This is a genomic window from Enterobacter cloacae complex sp. 2022EL-00981 (assembly GCF_028737495.1).
GTDB classification, from domain to species: domain Bacteria; phylum Pseudomonadota; class Gammaproteobacteria; order Enterobacterales; family Enterobacteriaceae; genus Enterobacter; species Enterobacter cloacae.
The window spans coordinates 233,650-250,654 of record NZ_JAQZRK010000004.1; the positions used below are offsets into that span (position 1 = coordinate 233,650).

The following is a 17,005-nucleotide window of genomic DNA, read 5'->3' on the forward strand; positions in this document are numbered from 1 at the left end:
ACAACGAAATTATCCATGTTTCAATTTAAGCGCTAATGATAGTGCATTCTGACAGAGTGGATCGTGGGGGAAGATCACATCAGGCTGTAATTCCTGCAACGATATGCCGTTAATTGCCTGAATTTTCACCGGGCGGGCAAACACCGTCATTCCGCGCATGATGAGGGAGTCGCATACCCGGTTCTGTTCATCCAGCGCAATTGCAACCACAACGCGCGGTTTAAAGCGCCCCCCGGAGCGCCCGACGCCCACGCGGCCCTTCTGGCACAGGGCGTCAAACGCGCGGTTAAACTGATGGATCTGCCAGCCGCCGAATGCCATCTGGCAGATCCAGGCGAGGGCGGCGACGGTGATGAGTGCGGTTACCATATCGGCTCCTTGTTATATTCCCTCTCCCGGTGGGAGAGGGTGAGGGTGAGGGCATCAGACTGCTCGATCAGAACATCACCTGCCCACCGGTGACGTTAATCGACTGGCCGGTGCAGTACGAGGCTTTTGGGCTTGCGTAAAACAGCAGCATGTTCAGCACGTCCTGATAGTCGCACCCGCGCTTCAGCGGCACTTTGTCGATGTAATACTGCTCCACTTCGTCTTCTTTGATGCCAAGCTTGGTGGCGTATTGAGGTAGCAGCGACTGGAACATTGGCGACTTCAGCAGGTTGCCCAGCATCAGCGAGTGAACGGTAATCCCGTATTCGGCCAGATCCAGCGCCAGAGACTGGGTCAGCCCTACGCCGCCAAATTTCGCCGCGCTGTAGCCGGAGTTATGCTTGCTGCCCACTTTGCCCGATTTGGAGTTGATCTGAATGATGCGCCCCTGAATGCCGTCGCGGATCATCAGACGGGAAAATTCGCGGGCGCAGAGGAAGTAACCCACCAGATTCACCTGCAGCGAGCGGTCAAAGTCCCCCAGTTCGAAATCGCTGATAAACGCCGCTTTCGCGATCCCTGCGCTGTAGACCAGCAGGTCGGTACGGCCAAAAATCTCGTCTACCCCGCGAGCCAGCGCCATGACGCTCTGCTCGCTGGTGGCATCGGCACCAAACCCGTACGCCATCCCCTCACCAAACTCGGTGTTGATGGTATCCGCCACGCGGGCGGCTTTCTCACTCTGAATATCCACTACCGCCACGCGGTAACCTTCTGCGGCAAGCCCACGGCAGAGAAACTCTCCTAAGGTTTGTCCTCCACCAATGACAACGGCAACCTGACTCATAACGCTCTCCTTAATTACGCAACAAATTTTAATGTGCAGCCTGGGGTAACAGCCTGCGGAACCGGCCCCTCCACGTGAACCGTGCCGGGATACTCTGCCTGCGGCTGGCCATCGAACCGCAGGGTGATGTGGCCCAGCTCGCGCAGGTTTTGCTCGGCCACGTCGCCCACGGCAGTGACGGCATAGCGGGTGTCACCCAGCTCCAGCTGGCTTCCTGCCTTTAACGCGCCGTGCAGCTCGCCGTGGCAGTGGATAAAACAAAACTCTTCGATATCTGCCGGTGCACCTTCGCGGAAAGTGATCAGCATCTGGTCGCTGAGCGCATCGGCCGCGCTCTGGCCGATGCGGGTGATGGTGGTCTGATAAATCACGGTCATCGCAGGAACCTCTTATTGATAAATAAAGCCGGAAACGAACCAGGCAATCAGAACCGTCGGTGCGCCCGTCAGGAAACGACTGACCAGCACAGACGGCACGCCCACGCGTACGGTGTCCTGGCGCGCTTCGGCCAGAGACAGGCCAACGGGAATGAAGTCGCAGGCTGCCTGAGCGTTAATGGCAAACAGCGCAGGCAGAGCCAGGTGCGGAGGAATGTTGCCCAGACCAATCTGCACGCCAATCAGGACGCCGATGACCTGAGCAATCACCGCCCCCGGGCCGAGGAACGGCGACAGCAGCGGGAAGGAGCAGATCAGCGCCAGCGTCACCAGACCGAGCGGGTGGCTGGCAAGCGGGGCGAGGCCGTGGGCGATCCAGTCTCCCAGACCGGAGGCCATGATGATGCCGATTAACGCGGAGACGAAGGCCATAAATGGCAGAATGGTTTTTAGCACCGTGTCGATGGTGTCGCGCCCGGACTGGAACAGTACCGCCACGGCGGATCCCATTCCCATGCCGACCTTCGCCAGCAGGCCGTCGCTCTGCTCGGTGATCTTCTTACTGGTGTCGTAATCACGCGGTGCGGCTTTTTGCGGCGCGGAAGTGCCATTCACCAGCGTGATGTTGTCCTCCTTCACGCCTGAGACATAAATGTCTTCGAGGATGTACTGTGCCAGCGGGCCTGATTTTCCGGTGGAGTGAATATTCACCGTCGGAATGCGACGCTTCGGATAGAGGCCGCAGCGCAGGGTGCCACCGCAGTCGATAACTGCCACGCCGATTTCCGCCTCTGGTGGCTCGCCTTCTTTGAAGCCGTCGACCGCTTCCCAGCCGGTCAGCTCGCGTAGTTTGTCGACAATCGCCGGGCGTGTGCCTGCGGTGATATAGACGATTTTTTTGCCTTCGGTGGCGTCGAACTCCAGCGGGCCGCCCCAGCCACCCGTACCTTTCTCAATGCGGATCCGGCTCATGCTGTGGCTCCTGACAAATGAACGCGTTGCTCAAGCTGGATGCCCATTTTTTTCTCAAAAATGGTGGTGGTGAGATCGGTCACCCAGCCACGGAAGAAGTTGGTGACCAGGCCGACCAGCAGATAGCTCACCGCCAGTGGGCCGAGCGGCAGGCCAAGCGTGGTCAGGCCGCTGGCAATGCCGAGATAAACAAACAGTTCCCCCGGGTTGATATGCGGGAACAGGCCGTTCATGGAGTGACAGCTATATGAGGCGGCGGCGTAATAACTCGGCTTGTATTTTTCTGGCATAAAGCGGCCGAGGCTTAAGGTCATGGGGTTGCAGAAAACGAAGGTTCCAATGCAGGGCAACAGCAGGTAACGGGATAACGGGTTCCCGGCACAGCGTTGGGCGAAGCGTTCAATGCGTTGCTGGCCGATAAAATTAATCAGCGCGTTCATGATCACCAGCAGGCTGATCAGCAGGGGCAGGATCCCGGTCACCATGCCGGTGAAGACCTCTCCGCCTTTCTGAAATAGCCCGATGAACCACTCGGCGCCGTGGGTGATGGTTTCTATCATTCTTCTCTCCTGTGAGGCTTTTCTTGTTTTGTATTACAGGGACTAATAATAATCACTTTGAAAGGTTTTAAAGTGTTAATCAGATCTCACAATGAAAGAAAAATGGATTATTTTGAAAGTTAATGGGCGGGGGAGGCGCACTTTGGTTGAAAAAAGCGCAGATTTGCGTTGAGGAGCGTAAAGATTAGGTGGGTAAGGCGCGTACCGCTTCCTTGAGGTGTTGCGGATGCTTTACCATACTGGGTTCTTATCGAACCCGTTAAATGGATGTCCCATGTTCAAGCGTCGTTATGCAGCGTTGTTACCTGCGCTTATTCTGCTGTCCGCCTGTAGTAGTAAACCCAAGACTGAAGCCGCTGTGCAGACGGCTGGCGCGCCTTCAGGAGGATTCCTGCTGGAGCCGCAGCACAATATGATGCAGATGGGGGGCGACTTCGCGAATAACCCGGCGGCCGAACAGTTCATCGATAAAATGGTGAGCAAACACGGCTTTGACAGACAGCAACTGCATGAAATCTTGTCGCAGGCGAAACGTCTGGACTACGTGCTGCGCCTGATGGACAGGCAGGCACCGTCAGCGCAGGTGCCAACCGGGCCAAACGGTGCGTGGTTGCGCTATCGCAAACAGTTTATTACCCCGGACAACGTGCAAAATGGCGTGGTGTTCTGGAATCAGTATGAAGATGCCCTCAATCGCGCGTGGCAGGTCTACGGCGTGCCGCCTGAAATCATCGTCGGCATTATTGGCGTGGAAACGCGCTGGGGCCGCGTGATGGGCAAAATGCGCATTCTTGATGCGCTGGCCACGCTCTCGTTTAACTATCCGCGTCGTGCCGAGTACTTCTCTTCCGAGCTGGAAACCTTCCTGCTGATGGCGCGTAACGAACAGGATGACCCGCTCGATCTGAAAGGGTCGTTTGCCGGAGCGATGGGCTACGGCCAGTTTATGCCCTCTTCCTACAAAGAGTATGCCGTCGACTTTAACGGAGATGGTCACATCAACCTGTGGGATCCGGTGGATGCCATCGGCAGCGTGGCGAACTACTTCAAGGCACACGGCTGGACGCCGGGTGGGCAGGTTGCCGTGCAGGCTAACGGCGAAGCGTTTGGTCTGGAAAACGGCTTCAAAACCAAATACAGCGTTGCGCAGCTGACGGCAGCAGGTTTAACGCCAACGCAGCCGCTGGGTAATGTCGATCAGGTGAGCCTGCTGCGTCTGGATGTAGGAACCGGGTATCAGTACTGGTACGGTATGCCAAACTTCTACACCATCACCCGCTATAACCACAGCACGCACTATGCGATGGCCGTGTGGCAGCTGGGCCTGGCGGTATCGCAGGCGCGCGTCCCTGCGGCATCGCCGTTTAGTCAGTAAGTCGCTTTATTCCTCCCTCTCCCACGGGAGAGGGGAATTTTGCAGAAACATTTCGCCACACTCCCTTTGCAAACGCGCCATTTACATCTCAATCGCCTTTCATTATTGTTACGTTATAACATTTAATGTGGTGTCAACATGTCAACGTCCCTTTTCTCTTTGTCTGCGGCAGTTAGGTTTCTGCTGGCGCTGGTGATTATCGTATTTATCGGGCTGGCCGTGCGCTGGGCGGTGGCATTGCCATGATTGTCATGGATGAACTGGTTGCGGGTTACGACCGCATGCCCGTTACGCGCGCCTTGTCGGGCGTGATTGAACGCGGAAGTATGACCGCCATTATCGGGGCCAATGGATGTGGAAAATCCACGCTGCTCAAAACGCTCGCCGGGTTTATTCCGCCGGTGAGCGGCCGTTTTCGCTGGCAGGAGAAACGCCCGGTGATTGGCTGGCTGGCACAGCGTCACGCGCTGGAGGCGCAGTTTCCGCTGACGGTGCAGGATGTGGTGAGTATGGGCTGCTGGCCGCGTGTGTCGCTCTTTTCCGGCTTTCGTCGGGAAACACGCTCGCGCATTGCCAGCGCGCTGGAGCGTGTTGGACTGGACGCCATGGCGTTATCTACCATCGATGCGCTCTCCGGCGGCCAGTTTCAGCGCATGCTGTTTGCGCGGATCCTGGTGCAACAGGCGCCGCTGGTGATGCTGGATGAACCTTTTACCGGCGTCGATGAAGCTACCTGTAACGTGCTGATGGACCTGATGCTCGAAATGTACATGCAGGGCCAGACCCTGCTTGCGGTATTGCATGACAGCGAGCGCGTATCGCGTCATTTTCCGCAAACGCTACGGCTGGATACGGCTATTCCGCACTGGAAAACCGAGCGGGTGAGGGTGGCATGATCTGGCATCTCTTCTTTCAGCCTTTTATCGAATACGGCTTTATGCGTCGCGCGCTGGTGGTGTGCCTGGCGCTGTCCGTCAGCACCACGGCACTGGGCGTTTTCCTTCAACTGCGCCGGATGAGCCTGATGGGCGATGCTCTATCACACGCCATTTTACCCGGCGTTGCGGTGGGCTATCTGCTGAGCGGTATGTCACTGCTGGCGATGAGCATCGGCGGGTTTATCGCCGGGATCGCCGTGGCGCTGGTGGCCGGGCTGGTCAGTCGACGTACGCCGCTCAAAGAGGATGCCAGTTTTGCCGGGTTCTATCTCGGCTCGCTGGCGCTGGGCGTGACGCTGGTGTCGCTACGTGGTTCGAACGTCGATCTGCTGCACCTGCTGTTTGGCTCCATTCTGGCGGTGGATAACGATGCCGCGCTGTTTGTGGCTGGCGTGTGCATCTTCACGCTGGTGACGCTGGCAGTTTTCTATCGTGGGCTGGTGACTGAGGCGTTCGATACCGCCTGGCTACAGGTTAACGCCCGCTGGCTGCCCGGCCTGTTGCACGGGCTGTTTCTGGCGCTGCTGGTGCTTAACCTGGTGGCCGGATTTCAGGTTCTCGGCACGCTGATGGCCGTCGGGCTGATGATGTTGCCGGCGGTGGCGGCACGCTGCTGGGTGCGCACCCTACCGGGGTTGCTCTGCCTGGCGGGCATCAGCGGCGTTTTTTGCGCATGGCTGGGGTTAAGCCTCTCCTGGGCGGTGAGTTTACCCGCCGGGCCGTCCATCGTGCTGACCGCCAGCGCGCTGTTTTTTATTTCTGTTTTATTTGGCACACGAAGCCACCTGGCTGGCAGCCTGCGTGCGCTTTTTTAACGCAAGGGGAAATGATGAAACGTACAGGGTTAATAATGGCGCTCGCGCTCGGGATGTTGTCACAGGGCGTGATGGCGAAAACGCTCAATGTGGTCACCAGTTTTTCCATTCTGGGAGACATTACGCGTGAGGTAGGGGGCGACCGGGTCAATGTGACCACGCTGGTGGGGCCGGACGGCGATCCGCATACCTTTGAACCGTCGCCGAAAGACAGTGCGGCGCTCAGCAAGGCCGATGTGGTGGTGGTGAACGGTCTGGGGCTGGAGGGCTGGCTCGACCGGCTGGTGAAGGCCTCCGGATTTAAGGGCCAGCTGGTGGTGGCCTCGACCGGGGTGAAAACCCACACGCTTGAAGAGGACGGGAAAACCGTGACCGATCCGCATGCCTGGAACAGCGCGGCGAACGGGGCACTGTATGCGCAAAATATCCTTGCCGGTCTGATAAAAGCCGATCCTGAAGATAAGGCGGCGCTGGAGGCCACCGGTCAACCCTATATCGCGCAGCTTATGCAACTGGACAGCTGGGCCAAAACGCAGTTCAGCCAGATCCCGCAGGTGAAACGTAAAGTCCTCACCAGCCATGACGCCTTCGGCTACTTCAGCCGCGCCTATGGCGTAACCTTTATCGCGCCGCAGGGCTTGTCGTCAGAGAGCGAAGCCAGCGCGGCGCAGGTGGCTGAGATTATCAATCAGATTAAAGCGGACGGGGTGAAAACCTGGTTTATGGAAAACCAGCTCGACCCGCGCCTGGTTAAACAAATTGCCACGGCCACCGGTGCGCAGCCGGGGGGCGAACTTTACCCGGAGGCGCTGTCGGCCAAAGGCGGCGTGGCGGATACCTACGTTAAGGCGTTTCGCCATAACGTAAATACCCTCGCCAGGAGCATGAAGTAACCTTTTTCTTAGCCGGTGCATTCGCATCGGCTTTTTTCTGAACCCCCCTCGTAAAACATGATCCTCATCTCCATATCTGACGAGAAAGTGCTATCTTGTGCTGCACGTTTTTCTGATGCCCGGAGCGAGAATGACTGACCATGAATTGATGCAGCTTAGCGAAGTCGTAGGACTGGCGCTTAAGCAACGTGGCGCGACTATCACAACTGCCGAATCCTGTACCGGCGGCTGGGTTGCTAAGGCCATTACCGATATTGCAGGCAGTTCCGCCTGGTTTGAACGCGGCTTTGTGACCTACAGTAACGAAGCCAAAGCGCAAATGATTGGCGTGCATGAATCCACGCTTGAACAGCATGGCGCGGTCAGCGAACCGGTGGTGATTGAGATGGCGATTGGTGCGCTGAAAGCGGCGCGTGCAGATTATGCCATCTCTATTAGCGGTATCGCCGGCCCGGACGGCGGCAGTGACGTGAAGCCTGTCGGCACCGTCTGGTTTGGTTTTGCCACCTCTAAAGGTGAAGGGATCACGCGTCGCGAGTGCTTTAGCGGCGATCGTGAAAGCGTGCGTCGTCAGGCCACCGTTTATGCGTTAAAAACGCTCTGGCAACAATTTCTACAAAATACTTGATACTGTATGACCATACAGTATAATTGCACCAACAGAACAGAAATCCACGGTGAAGCACAGTCGCTTCTCCCGGCATGACAGGAGTAATAATGGCTATCGACGAAAACAAACAGAAAGCGTTGGCGGCAGCACTGGGCCAGATCGAAAAGCAATTCGGTAAAGGCTCCATCATGCGCCTGGGTGAAGACCGTACCATGGATGTGGAAACGATCTCCACCGGTTCGCTTTCTCTGGATATCGCGCTGGGCGCGGGCGGTCTGCCAATGGGCCGTATCGTAGAGATCTACGGGCCAGAATCCTCCGGTAAAACCACCCTGACGCTGCAGGTGATTGCCGCGGCGCAGCGCGAAGGTAAAACCTGTGCCTTTATCGATGCCGAGCACGCGCTGGACCCTGTTTATGCTCGTAAGCTGGGCGTGGATATCGATAACCTGCTGTGTTCTCAGCCAGATACAGGTGAACAGGCGCTGGAGATTTGTGACGCGCTGGCGCGTTCCGGTGCGGTTGACGTTATCGTGGTCGACTCCGTTGCTGCGCTGACGCCAAAAGCGGAAATCGAAGGCGAAATCGGCGACTCTCACATGGGCCTCGCGGCACGTATGATGAGCCAGGCAATGCGTAAGCTGGCCGGTAACCTGAAGCAGTCCAACACGCTGCTGATCTTCATCAACCAGATCCGTATGAAAATTGGCGTGATGTTCGGTAACCCGGAAACCACCACCGGTGGTAACGCGCTGAAATTCTATGCTTCTGTCCGTCTGGATATCCGCCGTATCGGCGCGGTGAAAGAGGGTGAGAACGTAGTGGGGAGTGAAACCCGCGTGAAGGTCGTGAAGAACAAGATCGCCGCGCCGTTCAAACAGGCTGAATTCCAGATCCTCTACGGTGAAGGTATCAACTTCTTCGGCGAACTGGTTGACCTGGGCGTGAAAGAGAAGCTGATCGAAAAAGCGGGCGCATGGTACAGCTACAACGGCGATAAAATTGGTCAGGGTAAAGCGAATGCGATCTCCTGGCTGAAAGAGAACCCGGCTGCAGCGAAAGAGATCGAGAAGAAAGTGCGTGAGCTTCTGCTGAACAACCAGGACTCTAAACCTGATTTCGTGGTTGATGGTGCGGATGCTGAAGAAACTAACGAAGACTTTTAAGGCTTTCGTTTAAAAATGAAGGGCTGCTGATGCGGCCCTTTTTGCATTTCTGAACCAGCAGGTTTTTTATGAGCGAATTCACAACGCGTCGACCCGCTTATGCGCGATTACTGGACCGCGCGGTGCGGATCCTTGCCGTGCGTGACCACAGTGAACAAGAGCTGCGGCGTAAACTGTCGGCCCCGGTGATGAGTAAAAATGGGCCGGAAGAGATTGATGCCACCGCGGAAGATTATGACCGGGTGATTGCCTGGTGCTACGAGCATCACTATCTGGATGACGACCGTTTTGCTTCCCGGTTCCTGGCCAGCCGTGGCCGCAAGGGATACGGTCCGGCGCGTATCCGTCAGGAGCTGAACCAGAAGGGCGTTGCCCGTGAGTCCATCGAAAAAGCAATGCGCGACTGTGACACCGACTGGTGTGCGCTGGCAAAAGAGCAGGCGATTCGTAAATACGGTGAACCGCTGCCGCGTGAATTTTCAGAAAAAGTCAAAATCCAGCGCTTTTTGCTCTACCGCGGCTTTCTGATGGAAGATATTCAGGATATCTGGCGTAATTTTGCCGATTGAACGCATGCGGGATTTTACTTCCCACCAAAGAAAACTTATCTTATTCCCACTTTTTCCAGTAGCAGGTCTGTCCAGGGGTTTACCGATACCGGCTTGCTACGACATTTCGTTAGCTTGATTTCAGGATAATTATGAGCAAGAGCACCGCTGAGATCCGTCAGGCGTTTCTCGATTTTTTCCATAGTAAGGGACACCAGGTTGTTGCCAGCAGCTCCCTGGTGCCGAACAACGACCCAACTCTGCTGTTTACCAACGCCGGGATGAACCAGTTCAAGGATGTGTTCCTTGGTCTCGACAAGCGTAATTATTCCCGCGCCACAACCTCACAGCGTTGCGTGCGTGCGGGCGGTAAACACAACGACCTGGAAAACGTCGGTTACACCGCGCGCCACCATACCTTCTTCGAAATGCTGGGTAACTTCAGCTTCGGCGACTATTTCAAACATGATGCTATTCAATACGCGTGGGAACTGCTGACTGGTGAAAACTGGTTCAACCTGCCGAAAGAGCGTCTGTGGGTTACCGTCTATGAAACCGATGACGAAGCCTACGAAATCTGGGAAAAAGAAGTCGGTATCCCGCGCGAACGTATTATTCGCATCGGTGACAACAAAGGCGCACCGTACGCGTCTGACAACTTCTGGCAGATGGGTGATACCGGCCCTTGCGGTCCATGCACCGAGATCTTCTACGATCACGGCGACCACATCTGGGGTGGCCCTCCAGGCAGCCCCGAAGAAGACGGCGATCGCTACATTGAGATCTGGAACATCGTCTTCATGCAGTTCAACCGTCAGGCCGACGGCACCATGGAGCCGCTGCCAAAACCGTCCGTTGATACCGGTATGGGCCTGGAGCGTATTGCGGCTGTTCTGCAGCACGTTAACTCCAACTACGAAATTGATCTGTTCAGTACCCTGATCAAAGCCGTTGCAGAAGTGACCGGCGCGACCGATCTGAACAACAAATCACTGCGCGTAATCGCAGACCATATCCGTTCCTGTGCGTTCCTGATTGCTGACGGTGTTATTCCGTCGAATGAAAACCGTGGCTATGTGCTGCGTCGTATCATTCGTCGTGCGATCCGTCACGGCAACATGCTGGGCGCGAAGGACACCTTCTTCTATAAGCTCGTTGGGCCACTGATTGGCGTAATGGGTTCTGCAGGTGACGAGCTGAAACGCCAGCAGGCGCAGGTTGAGCAAGTACTGAAAACTGAAGAAGAGCAGTTTGCACGTACGCTGGAGCGTGGTCTGGCGCTGCTGGATGAAGAACTCGCTAAGCTTAAGGGCGACACGCTGGATGGCGAAACCGCCTTCCGCCTGTACGACACTTACGGCTTCCCGGTTGACCTGACGGCGGACGTTTGCCGTGAGCGCAACATCAAAGTGGACGAAGCGGGCTTCGAAGCGGCGATGGAAGAGCAGCGTCGTCGTGCGCGTGAGTCCAGCGGTTTTGGCGCAGACTACAACGCGATGATCCGCGTGGATAGCGCGTCTGAATTCAAAGGTTATGAAGCGCTGGAACTGACTGGCAAAGTGACCGCCCTGTTTGTTGACGGCAAAGCCGTAGACAGTATCAGTGCAGGTCAGGATGCAGTTGTCATTCTGGATAAAACCCCGTTCTATGCGGAATCCGGTGGTCAGGTTGGCGATAAAGGCGAACTGAAAGGCAATGGTTTCAGCTTCAGTGTGAACGACACTCAGAAATACGGCCAGGCGATTGGTCATCTGGGTAAACTGGTTTCAGGCTCCCTGAAAGTGGGCGAGGGCGTTCAGGCTAATGTTGACGAAGCGCGCCGCGCACGCATCCGTCTGAACCACTCGGCAACGCACCTGATGCACGCTGCACTGCGTGAGGTTCTGGGAACGCATGTTGCACAGAAAGGTTCTCTGGTTAACGACAAAGTGCTGCGTTTCGACTTCTCGCATTTTGAAGCGATGAAACCGTCTGAGATCCGTGCGGTGGAAGATCTGGTGAACGCGCAAATCCGTCGTAACCTGCCAATCGAAACCCACATTATGGATCTCGACGCGGCGAAGAAAAAAGGTGCGATGGCCCTGTTTGGTGAGAAATATGACGACCGTGTTCGCGTATTGAGCATGGGCGACTTCTCTACCGAGCTGTGCGGTGGTACACACGCATCGCGTACCGGTGATATCGGTCTGTTCCGCATCGTTTCTGAATCCGGTACGGCGGCAGGTGTGCGTCGTATTGAAGCGGTGACCGGTGAAGGCGCGATTGCCAGCCTGCATGCGCAGAGCGACCAGTTGCACGATATCGCGCAGCTGTTGAAAGGCGATACCCAGAATCTGGGCGAGAAAGTGCGTGTTGCGTTGGATCGTACTCGCCAGCTGGAAAAAGAGCTGCAGCAGCTGAAAGAGCAGGCTGCGGCGCAGGAGAGTGCAAACCTCTCCAGCAAAGCTGTAGACATTAAGGGCGTCAAACTGCTTGTCAGCGATCTGGCAGGTGTAGAGCCTAAGATGCTGCGTACCATGGTCGACGATCTCAAGAACCAGCTTGGTTCGACGGTTATCGTACTGGCGACGGTAGCAGAAGGTAAGGTTTCTCTGATTGCGGGCGTCTCTAAGGATGTGACCGACCGCGTTAAAGCAGGGGAACTGATTGGCATGGTTGCCCAGCAGGTGGGTGGCAAAGGTGGCGGTCGTCCGGACATGGCGCAAGCCGGTGGTACGGATGCGGCGGCACTTCCTGCGGCATTGGCCAGCGTTGAAAGCTGGGTAAGCGCGAAACTGTAATAACTACAAAGCACAAACAGACCCATAGCGGTAACGTTATGGCGTCTTGTTCACTGCACTATCGATAACGATAAAGTCAGGTTGAGTTTGTGTATATCGGCTAAACTTACGTTTAACAGAATGTGATGCCGTGACTGCTTACACTTTACGTGTTTGTCATCGCTTACTTTTTGGCGTTATATGATGGATAATGCCGGGATACAAGAGACCCGACTCTTTTAATCTTTCAAGGAGCAAAGAATGCTGATTCTGACTCGTCGAGTTGGTGAGACCCTCATGATTGGGGATGAGGTCACCGTGACAGTTTTAGGGGTAAAGGGTAACCAGGTACGTATTGGTGTTAACGCTCCTAAAGAAGTATCTGTCCACCGTGAAGAGATCTACCAGCGTATCCAGGCTGAAAAATCCCAGCAGTCCAGTTACTGATATTGTCGCGTCTCGCTGTCGGGCGAGACGCAACCCCTCCTGTTATTTTTCCTGCTTAAAGTTACCGTTCGATTTCAATCGCTCTGTTTTTAACCACTCTCGCCAGCTTATCTCGTCCAAACCACACGCTTCTCTTCATAGATTTCTGGGAGGATGCCTGCAAAATCCGCTTATAAAACACTCTCTTTGCGGCTTTTACATGCGAATTGCCTGTGATTTGTGCAAACGATAAAAGCTTTTGGAAAATTGTTTGACTTATAAGTCCCAGAAAGTAATATATGCGCCACGCAGCGACGAGAAGCTCTTAACGAGTGGCTCGAAGCACTCGAAAGAGGCGTTGTGTGGTGAGGTGGCCGAGAGGCTGAAGGCGCTCCCCTGCTAAGGGAGTATGCGGTCAAAAGCTGCATCCGGGGTTCGAATCCCCGCCTCACCGCCATTTTGCATCCGTAGCTCAGCTGGATAGAGTACTCGGCTACGAACCGAGCGGTCGGAGGTTCGAATCCTCCCGGATGCACCATCTATTACTTCATATTGCTTTAGAAGTGATATGAACATCGAGCAGTACAGTAGTAAATCCCGATGCATCCGTAGCTCAGCTGGATAGAGTACTCGGCTACGAACCGAGCGGTCGGAGGTTCGAATCCTCCCGGATGCACCATTTACTATTTCTGAAAGCAGTACCCTGATGCATCCGTAGCTCAGCTGGATAGAGTACTCGGCTACGAACCGAGCGGTCGGAGGTTCGAATCCTCCCGGATGCACCATCTATTACTTTGTGTTGCTTTTGAAGTGACACCAAGTATCAGCAGCAATAGCAGTAAATCCCGATGCATCCGTAGCTCAGCTGGATAGAGTACTCGGCTACGAACCGAGCGGTCGGAGGTTCGAATCCTCCCGGATGCACCATCTTCTCCTGGTTTGTTTATTCCTTCGACGTTCCGTCAGCAATCACACTCTCTGTCAGCGACAAAAACGCCCGTTTACGATAAAGTAACCCTTTGTTAATCGGTTAGCGAGAGCACGATGTACGCACAGTATGACGGTTTGATCTTCGATATGGATGGCACGCTTCTGGATACCGAACCCACGCATCGCCAGGCCTGGACGGACGTTCTTGGACGTTACGGTATGCGCTTCGATCTCCAGGCGATGATAGCCCTCAACGGATCTCCTACCTGGCGTATCGCACAGGCCGTGATTGAACTTAATCAGGCCGATCTCGATCCGCACCAGCTCGCGCGTGAAAAAACCGATGCAGTCAAAGCTATCCTGCTGGATACCGTGCGTCCTCTGCCGCTTATTGACGTGGTAAAAGAGTGGCACGGACGTCGCCCGATGTCGGTCGGCACGGGCAGCGAAAGCGCCATCGCCGAAGCGCTGCTCAATCATCTTGGCCTGCGCCACTATTTTTCTGCTGTGGTTGCCGCCGACCATGTTAACAATCACAAACCCGCACCGGACACCTTCCTGCTTTGTGCAGAACGAATGGGTGTGCCGGCGGCAAAATGCGTTGTCTTTGAAGATGCCGACTTTGGCATTCAGGCCGCGCATGCTGCCGGAATGGATGCGGTGGATGTTCGCTTACTGTGAGTGACGCGCTGTCACTTTTATCATTATTCGCCAGCAGTTTTTTAAGTGCTACGCTCTTACCGGGTAATTCGGAAGTGGTGCTGGTGGCGATGCTGTTGTCTGGCGTGAGTCAGCCCTGGTTGCTTGTGTTAATAGCAACAATGGGTAATAGCCTTGGAGGGCTGACTAACGTTATTCTTGGGCGTTTCTTTCCGCTGCGTGAAAAATCGCGCTGGCAGGAAAAGGCAGTCGGCTGGCTAAAACGCTATGGCGCTGCCACGCTGTTATTAAGCTGGATGCCTGTAATAGGCGATTTACTGTGTCTGCTGGCGGGATGGATGCGCATCTCCTGGGGGCCGGTGCTCTTTTTTTTGTGCCTTGGCAAGGCGTTGCGCTATGTTCTTGTGGCGTGGGCAACACTACAGGGTATGACGTGGTGGCACTAATTGGTGGAATGAATACGCGACCTTCAATCGTCAACCATTACAATTATGCTGAGTAACATTACTTTGACAGGCGGGAGGTCAATTTGATCCCGGACGTATCACAGGCGCTGGCCTGGCTGGAAAACCACCCTCAGGCACTGAAGGGTATTCAGCGTGGCCTTGAGCGTGAAACGCTGCGCGTAAACGCGGATGGTAGCTTAGCGACGACGGGTCACCCGAAGGCGTTAGGCTCGGCGCTGACACATAAATGGATCACTACCGATTTCGCTGAAGCACTGCTGGAATTTATCACTCCGGTGGACGGTGATATTGATCATATGCTGACGATATTGCGCGACATCCATCGCTACACCGCCCGAAATATGGGCGATGAGCGTATGTGGCCGCTCAGCATGCCCTGCTATATCGAGCAGGGGCAGGAGATTGAACTGGCGCAATACGGCACGTCGAATATCGGTCGACTGAAAACGCTGTATCGCGAGGGGCTGAAAAACCGCTACGGCGCGTTGATGCAGACGATCTCAGGCGTACATTACAACTTCTCTTTGCCGATGGCTTTCTGGCAGGCGAAATGCGGTGAAACGGATAAGGACGCGATCTCCGCGGGTTATTTCCGCCTGATCCGCAACTATTATCGTTTTGGCTGGGTTATTCCTTACCTGTTTGGTGCGTCTCCGGCTATATGCTCCTCGTTCCTGCAGGGGAAACCGACGACGCTACCGTTCGAGAAGACCGCGTGCGGAATGTACTACCTGCCGTATGCCACCTCGCTGCGTCTGAGCGACCTTGGCTATACCAATAAATCGCAAAGCAATCTCGGTATTACGTTTAACGAATTGCACGAATATGTGGCAGGATTGAAGCGGGCGATCAAAACCCCGTCGGAAGAGTACGAGAAAATCGGCCTCGAAAAAGACGGCAAACGTCTGCAAATCAACAGCAATGTGCTGCAGATTGAAAACGAACTGTACGCACCGATTCGTCCGAAGCGCGTGACGCGCAGCGGTGAAACCCCGTCGGATGCGCTGCAGCGCGGCGGGATCGAATACATTGAAGTGCGCTCACTCGATATCAACCCGTTCTCACCGGTCGGTGTTGATGAGCAGCAGGTTCGCTTCCTGGATCTGTTTATGGTCTGGTGTGTGCTGGCCGATGCGCCGGAAATGAGTTCAGACGAACTGCTCTGTACCCGCACTAACTGGAACCGCGTGATCCTGGAAGGACGCAAACCGGGCCTGACGCTGGGTATCGGCTGTGAAACGGCGCAGTTCCCGCTGCCTAAAGTGGGTAAAGATCTGTTCCGCGACCTGAAGCGCGTTGCCCAGACAATGGACAGCCTTTACGGTGGCGAAGCGTATCAACAGGTCTGCGACCAGCTGGTGGAATGCTTTGATAACCCGGAGCTGACATTCTCGGCGCGTATTCTGCGTTCTATGATTGATCAGGGCATCGGCGGAACAGGGCGTGCCCTCTCCGCGGAGTACCGTGAAATGCTGATGCAGGAGCCATTAGAGATCCTGAGCGAAGCGGATTTTGCGGCGGAGCGCGATGCGTCTGTCGTACGTCAGAAAGAGGTCGAAGCGGCGGATACGGAGTCGTTTGAGGCGTTTCTGGCGAAGCAGGCTTAAGCAGAAAAGAAAAAGGCCACATCGCTGTGGCCAAAATATACATCTCTGAATTCAGGGATGATGATAACAAATGCGCGTCTTTCATATACTCAGACGTGCATTCTGTAGAAGAGTTCAGTTTATTTTAAAAAAAATCACTATCGGAGGTGACGTATGCCGTTATTAGATAGCTTTACTGTCGACCATACCCGTATGGAAGCACCTGCAGTCCGCGTGGCGAAGACCATGAACACCCCGCACGGCGACACGATCACCGTTTTCGATCTGCGCTTCTGCGTGCCGAATAAAGAAGTGATGCCGGAAAAGGGCATTCATACCCTGGAACACCTGTTTGCTGGTTTTATGCGTGACCACCTGAACGGTAACGGCGTGGAGATTATCGATATCTCTCCGATGGGCTGCCGTACCGGTTTTTACATGAGCCTGATCGGCCAGCCTGAAGAGAAGCGTGTTGCTGATGCCTGGAAAGCGGCCATGCAGGACGTGCTGAAGGTAAAAGAGCAGAACCAGATCCCCGAGCTGAACGTCTACCAGTGCGGCACATACCAGATGCACTCTCTGGAAGAAGCCCGGGAGATCGCGCGTCACATCATCGAGCGTGATGTTCGCGTCAACAGCAACGAAGAGCTGGCCCTGCCAAAAGAAAAACTGCAGGAACTGCACATCTAGTGCACCTTTTCCCTCTC

The 17,005-nt window shown here is 55.2% G+C and carries 18 protein-coding genes and 5 tRNA genes; 18 read left to right on the top strand and 5 right to left on the bottom strand.

Features of this window, described 5'->3' with window-relative positions:
* Positions 1–9: 9 nt before the first annotated feature.
* From gutM to srlA, 5 genes are all read right to left on the bottom strand, one after another.
* The gene (gene gutM, locus PUZ33_RS06110; protein ID WP_013098448.1) at positions 10–369 is read right to left on the bottom strand and encodes a transcriptional regulator GutM; all 360 of its coding nucleotides are present in this window, start codon (positions 367–369) and stop codon (positions 10–12) included.
* Between the two features lie 67 nt (positions 370–436).
* Positions 437–1,216 carry a sorbitol-6-phosphate dehydrogenase gene (srlD, locus tag PUZ33_RS06115; protein WP_013098447.1) on the bottom strand — a complete coding sequence of 260 codons (780 nt, stop codon included), beginning with the start codon at positions 1,214–1,216 and terminating at the stop codon, positions 437–439.
* A 14-nt stretch (positions 1,217–1,230) separates the two neighbouring features.
* Positions 1,231–1,593, bottom strand: a complete 363-nt coding sequence (gene srlB / locus PUZ33_RS06120; protein WP_013098446.1) for a PTS glucitol/sorbitol transporter subunit IIA — start codon at positions 1,591–1,593, stop codon at positions 1,231–1,233.
* Positions 1,594–1,605: 12 nt separating this feature from the next.
* Positions 1,606–2,565: a PTS glucitol/sorbitol transporter subunit IIB gene (gene srlE / locus PUZ33_RS06125; RefSeq protein WP_020689263.1), complete on the bottom strand. Its 960-nt coding sequence runs from the start codon at positions 2,563–2,565 to the stop codon at positions 1,606–1,608.
* Positions 2,562–3,125, bottom strand: a complete 564-nt coding sequence (gene srlA / locus PUZ33_RS06130) for a PTS glucitol/sorbitol transporter subunit IIC (protein WP_013098444.1) — start codon at positions 3,123–3,125, stop codon at positions 2,562–2,564. Before srlA ends, srlE begins: the two co-directional genes overlap by 4 nt.
* Before the next feature lie 274 nt (positions 3,126–3,399).
* Between srlA and mltB the strand changes: the two genes are divergently transcribed.
* From mltB to luxS, 18 genes are all read left to right on the top strand, one after another.
* A complete protein-coding gene (gene mltB / locus PUZ33_RS06135; RefSeq protein ID WP_252107666.1) occupies positions 3,400–4,500 on the top strand; it encodes a lytic murein transglycosylase B in 1,101 nt (366 codons plus the stop codon).
* Positions 4,501–4,742: 242 nt separating this feature from the next.
* Positions 4,743–5,396 carry a metal ABC transporter ATP-binding protein gene (locus tag PUZ33_RS06140; protein WP_013098442.1) on the top strand — a complete coding sequence of 218 codons (654 nt, stop codon included), beginning with the start codon at positions 4,743–4,745 and terminating at the stop codon, positions 5,394–5,396.
* The gene (locus PUZ33_RS06145; protein ID WP_013098441.1) at positions 5,393–6,253 is read left to right on the top strand and encodes a metal ABC transporter permease; all 861 of its coding nucleotides are present in this window, start codon (positions 5,393–5,395) and stop codon (positions 6,251–6,253) included. The genes PUZ33_RS06140 and PUZ33_RS06145 overlap by 4 nt, the downstream gene beginning before the upstream one ends.
* Before the next feature lie 14 nt (positions 6,254–6,267).
* Positions 6,268–7,146 (top strand): metal ABC transporter substrate-binding protein, encoded by an 879-nt coding sequence (locus tag PUZ33_RS06150; RefSeq protein ID WP_058680918.1) that lies wholly within the window; start codon positions 6,268–6,270, stop codon positions 7,144–7,146.
* Positions 7,147–7,276: 130 nt separating this feature from the next.
* Positions 7,277–7,774 (top strand): nicotinamide-nucleotide amidase, encoded by a 498-nt coding sequence (gene pncC / locus PUZ33_RS06155; protein ID WP_013098439.1) that lies wholly within the window; start codon positions 7,277–7,279, stop codon positions 7,772–7,774.
* 89 nt (positions 7,775–7,863) lie between these two features.
* Positions 7,864–8,922, top strand: a complete 1,059-nt coding sequence (gene recA / locus PUZ33_RS06160) for a recombinase RecA (RefSeq protein WP_013098438.1) — start codon at positions 7,864–7,866, stop codon at positions 8,920–8,922.
* A 68-nt stretch (positions 8,923–8,990) separates the two neighbouring features.
* A complete protein-coding gene (recX, locus tag PUZ33_RS06165) occupies positions 8,991–9,491 on the top strand; it encodes a recombination regulator RecX (RefSeq protein ID WP_020689258.1) in 501 nt (166 codons plus the stop codon).
* Positions 9,492–9,622: 131 nt separating this feature from the next.
* Positions 9,623–12,250, top strand: a complete 2,628-nt coding sequence (gene alaS / locus PUZ33_RS06170; RefSeq protein ID WP_029883887.1) for an alanine--tRNA ligase — start codon at positions 9,623–9,625, stop codon at positions 12,248–12,250.
* Positions 12,251–12,490: 240 nt separating this feature from the next.
* Positions 12,491–12,676 (top strand): carbon storage regulator CsrA, encoded by a 186-nt coding sequence (csrA, locus tag PUZ33_RS06175; protein ID WP_000906486.1) that lies wholly within the window; start codon positions 12,491–12,493, stop codon positions 12,674–12,676.
* A gap of 343 nt (positions 12,677–13,019) precedes the next feature.
* Positions 13,020–13,112: transfer RNA gene (locus PUZ33_RS06180), tRNA-Ser, on the top strand.
* A 4-nt stretch (positions 13,113–13,116) separates the two neighbouring features.
* Positions 13,117–13,193 (top strand) — tRNA-Arg (locus PUZ33_RS06185).
* A 64-nt stretch (positions 13,194–13,257) separates the two neighbouring features.
* Positions 13,258–13,334: transfer RNA gene (locus tag PUZ33_RS06190), tRNA-Arg, on the top strand.
* Between the two features lie 29 nt (positions 13,335–13,363).
* Positions 13,364–13,440: transfer RNA gene (locus PUZ33_RS06195), tRNA-Arg, on the top strand.
* A gap of 65 nt (positions 13,441–13,505) precedes the next feature.
* Positions 13,506–13,582, top strand: a tRNA-Arg gene (locus PUZ33_RS06200).
* A gap of 117 nt (positions 13,583–13,699) precedes the next feature.
* Positions 13,700–14,266, top strand: a complete 567-nt coding sequence (yqaB, locus tag PUZ33_RS06205) for a fructose-1-phosphate/6-phosphogluconate phosphatase (RefSeq protein ID WP_023620637.1) — start codon at positions 13,700–13,702, stop codon at positions 14,264–14,266.
* A complete protein-coding gene (locus tag PUZ33_RS06210) occupies positions 14,263–14,691 on the top strand; it encodes a YqaA family protein (RefSeq protein ID WP_014833021.1) in 429 nt (142 codons plus the stop codon). The genes yqaB and PUZ33_RS06210 overlap by 4 nt, the downstream gene beginning before the upstream one ends.
* A gap of 83 nt (positions 14,692–14,774) precedes the next feature.
* Positions 14,775–16,319: a glutamate--cysteine ligase gene (gene gshA, locus PUZ33_RS06215; RefSeq protein WP_040023809.1), complete on the top strand. Its 1,545-nt coding sequence runs from the start codon at positions 14,775–14,777 to the stop codon at positions 16,317–16,319.
* 153 nt (positions 16,320–16,472) lie between these two features.
* The gene (luxS, locus tag PUZ33_RS06220; protein WP_274205306.1) at positions 16,473–16,988 is read left to right on the top strand and encodes an S-ribosylhomocysteine lyase; all 516 of its coding nucleotides are present in this window, start codon (positions 16,473–16,475) and stop codon (positions 16,986–16,988) included.
* Positions 16,989–17,005 lie beyond the last annotated feature (17 nt).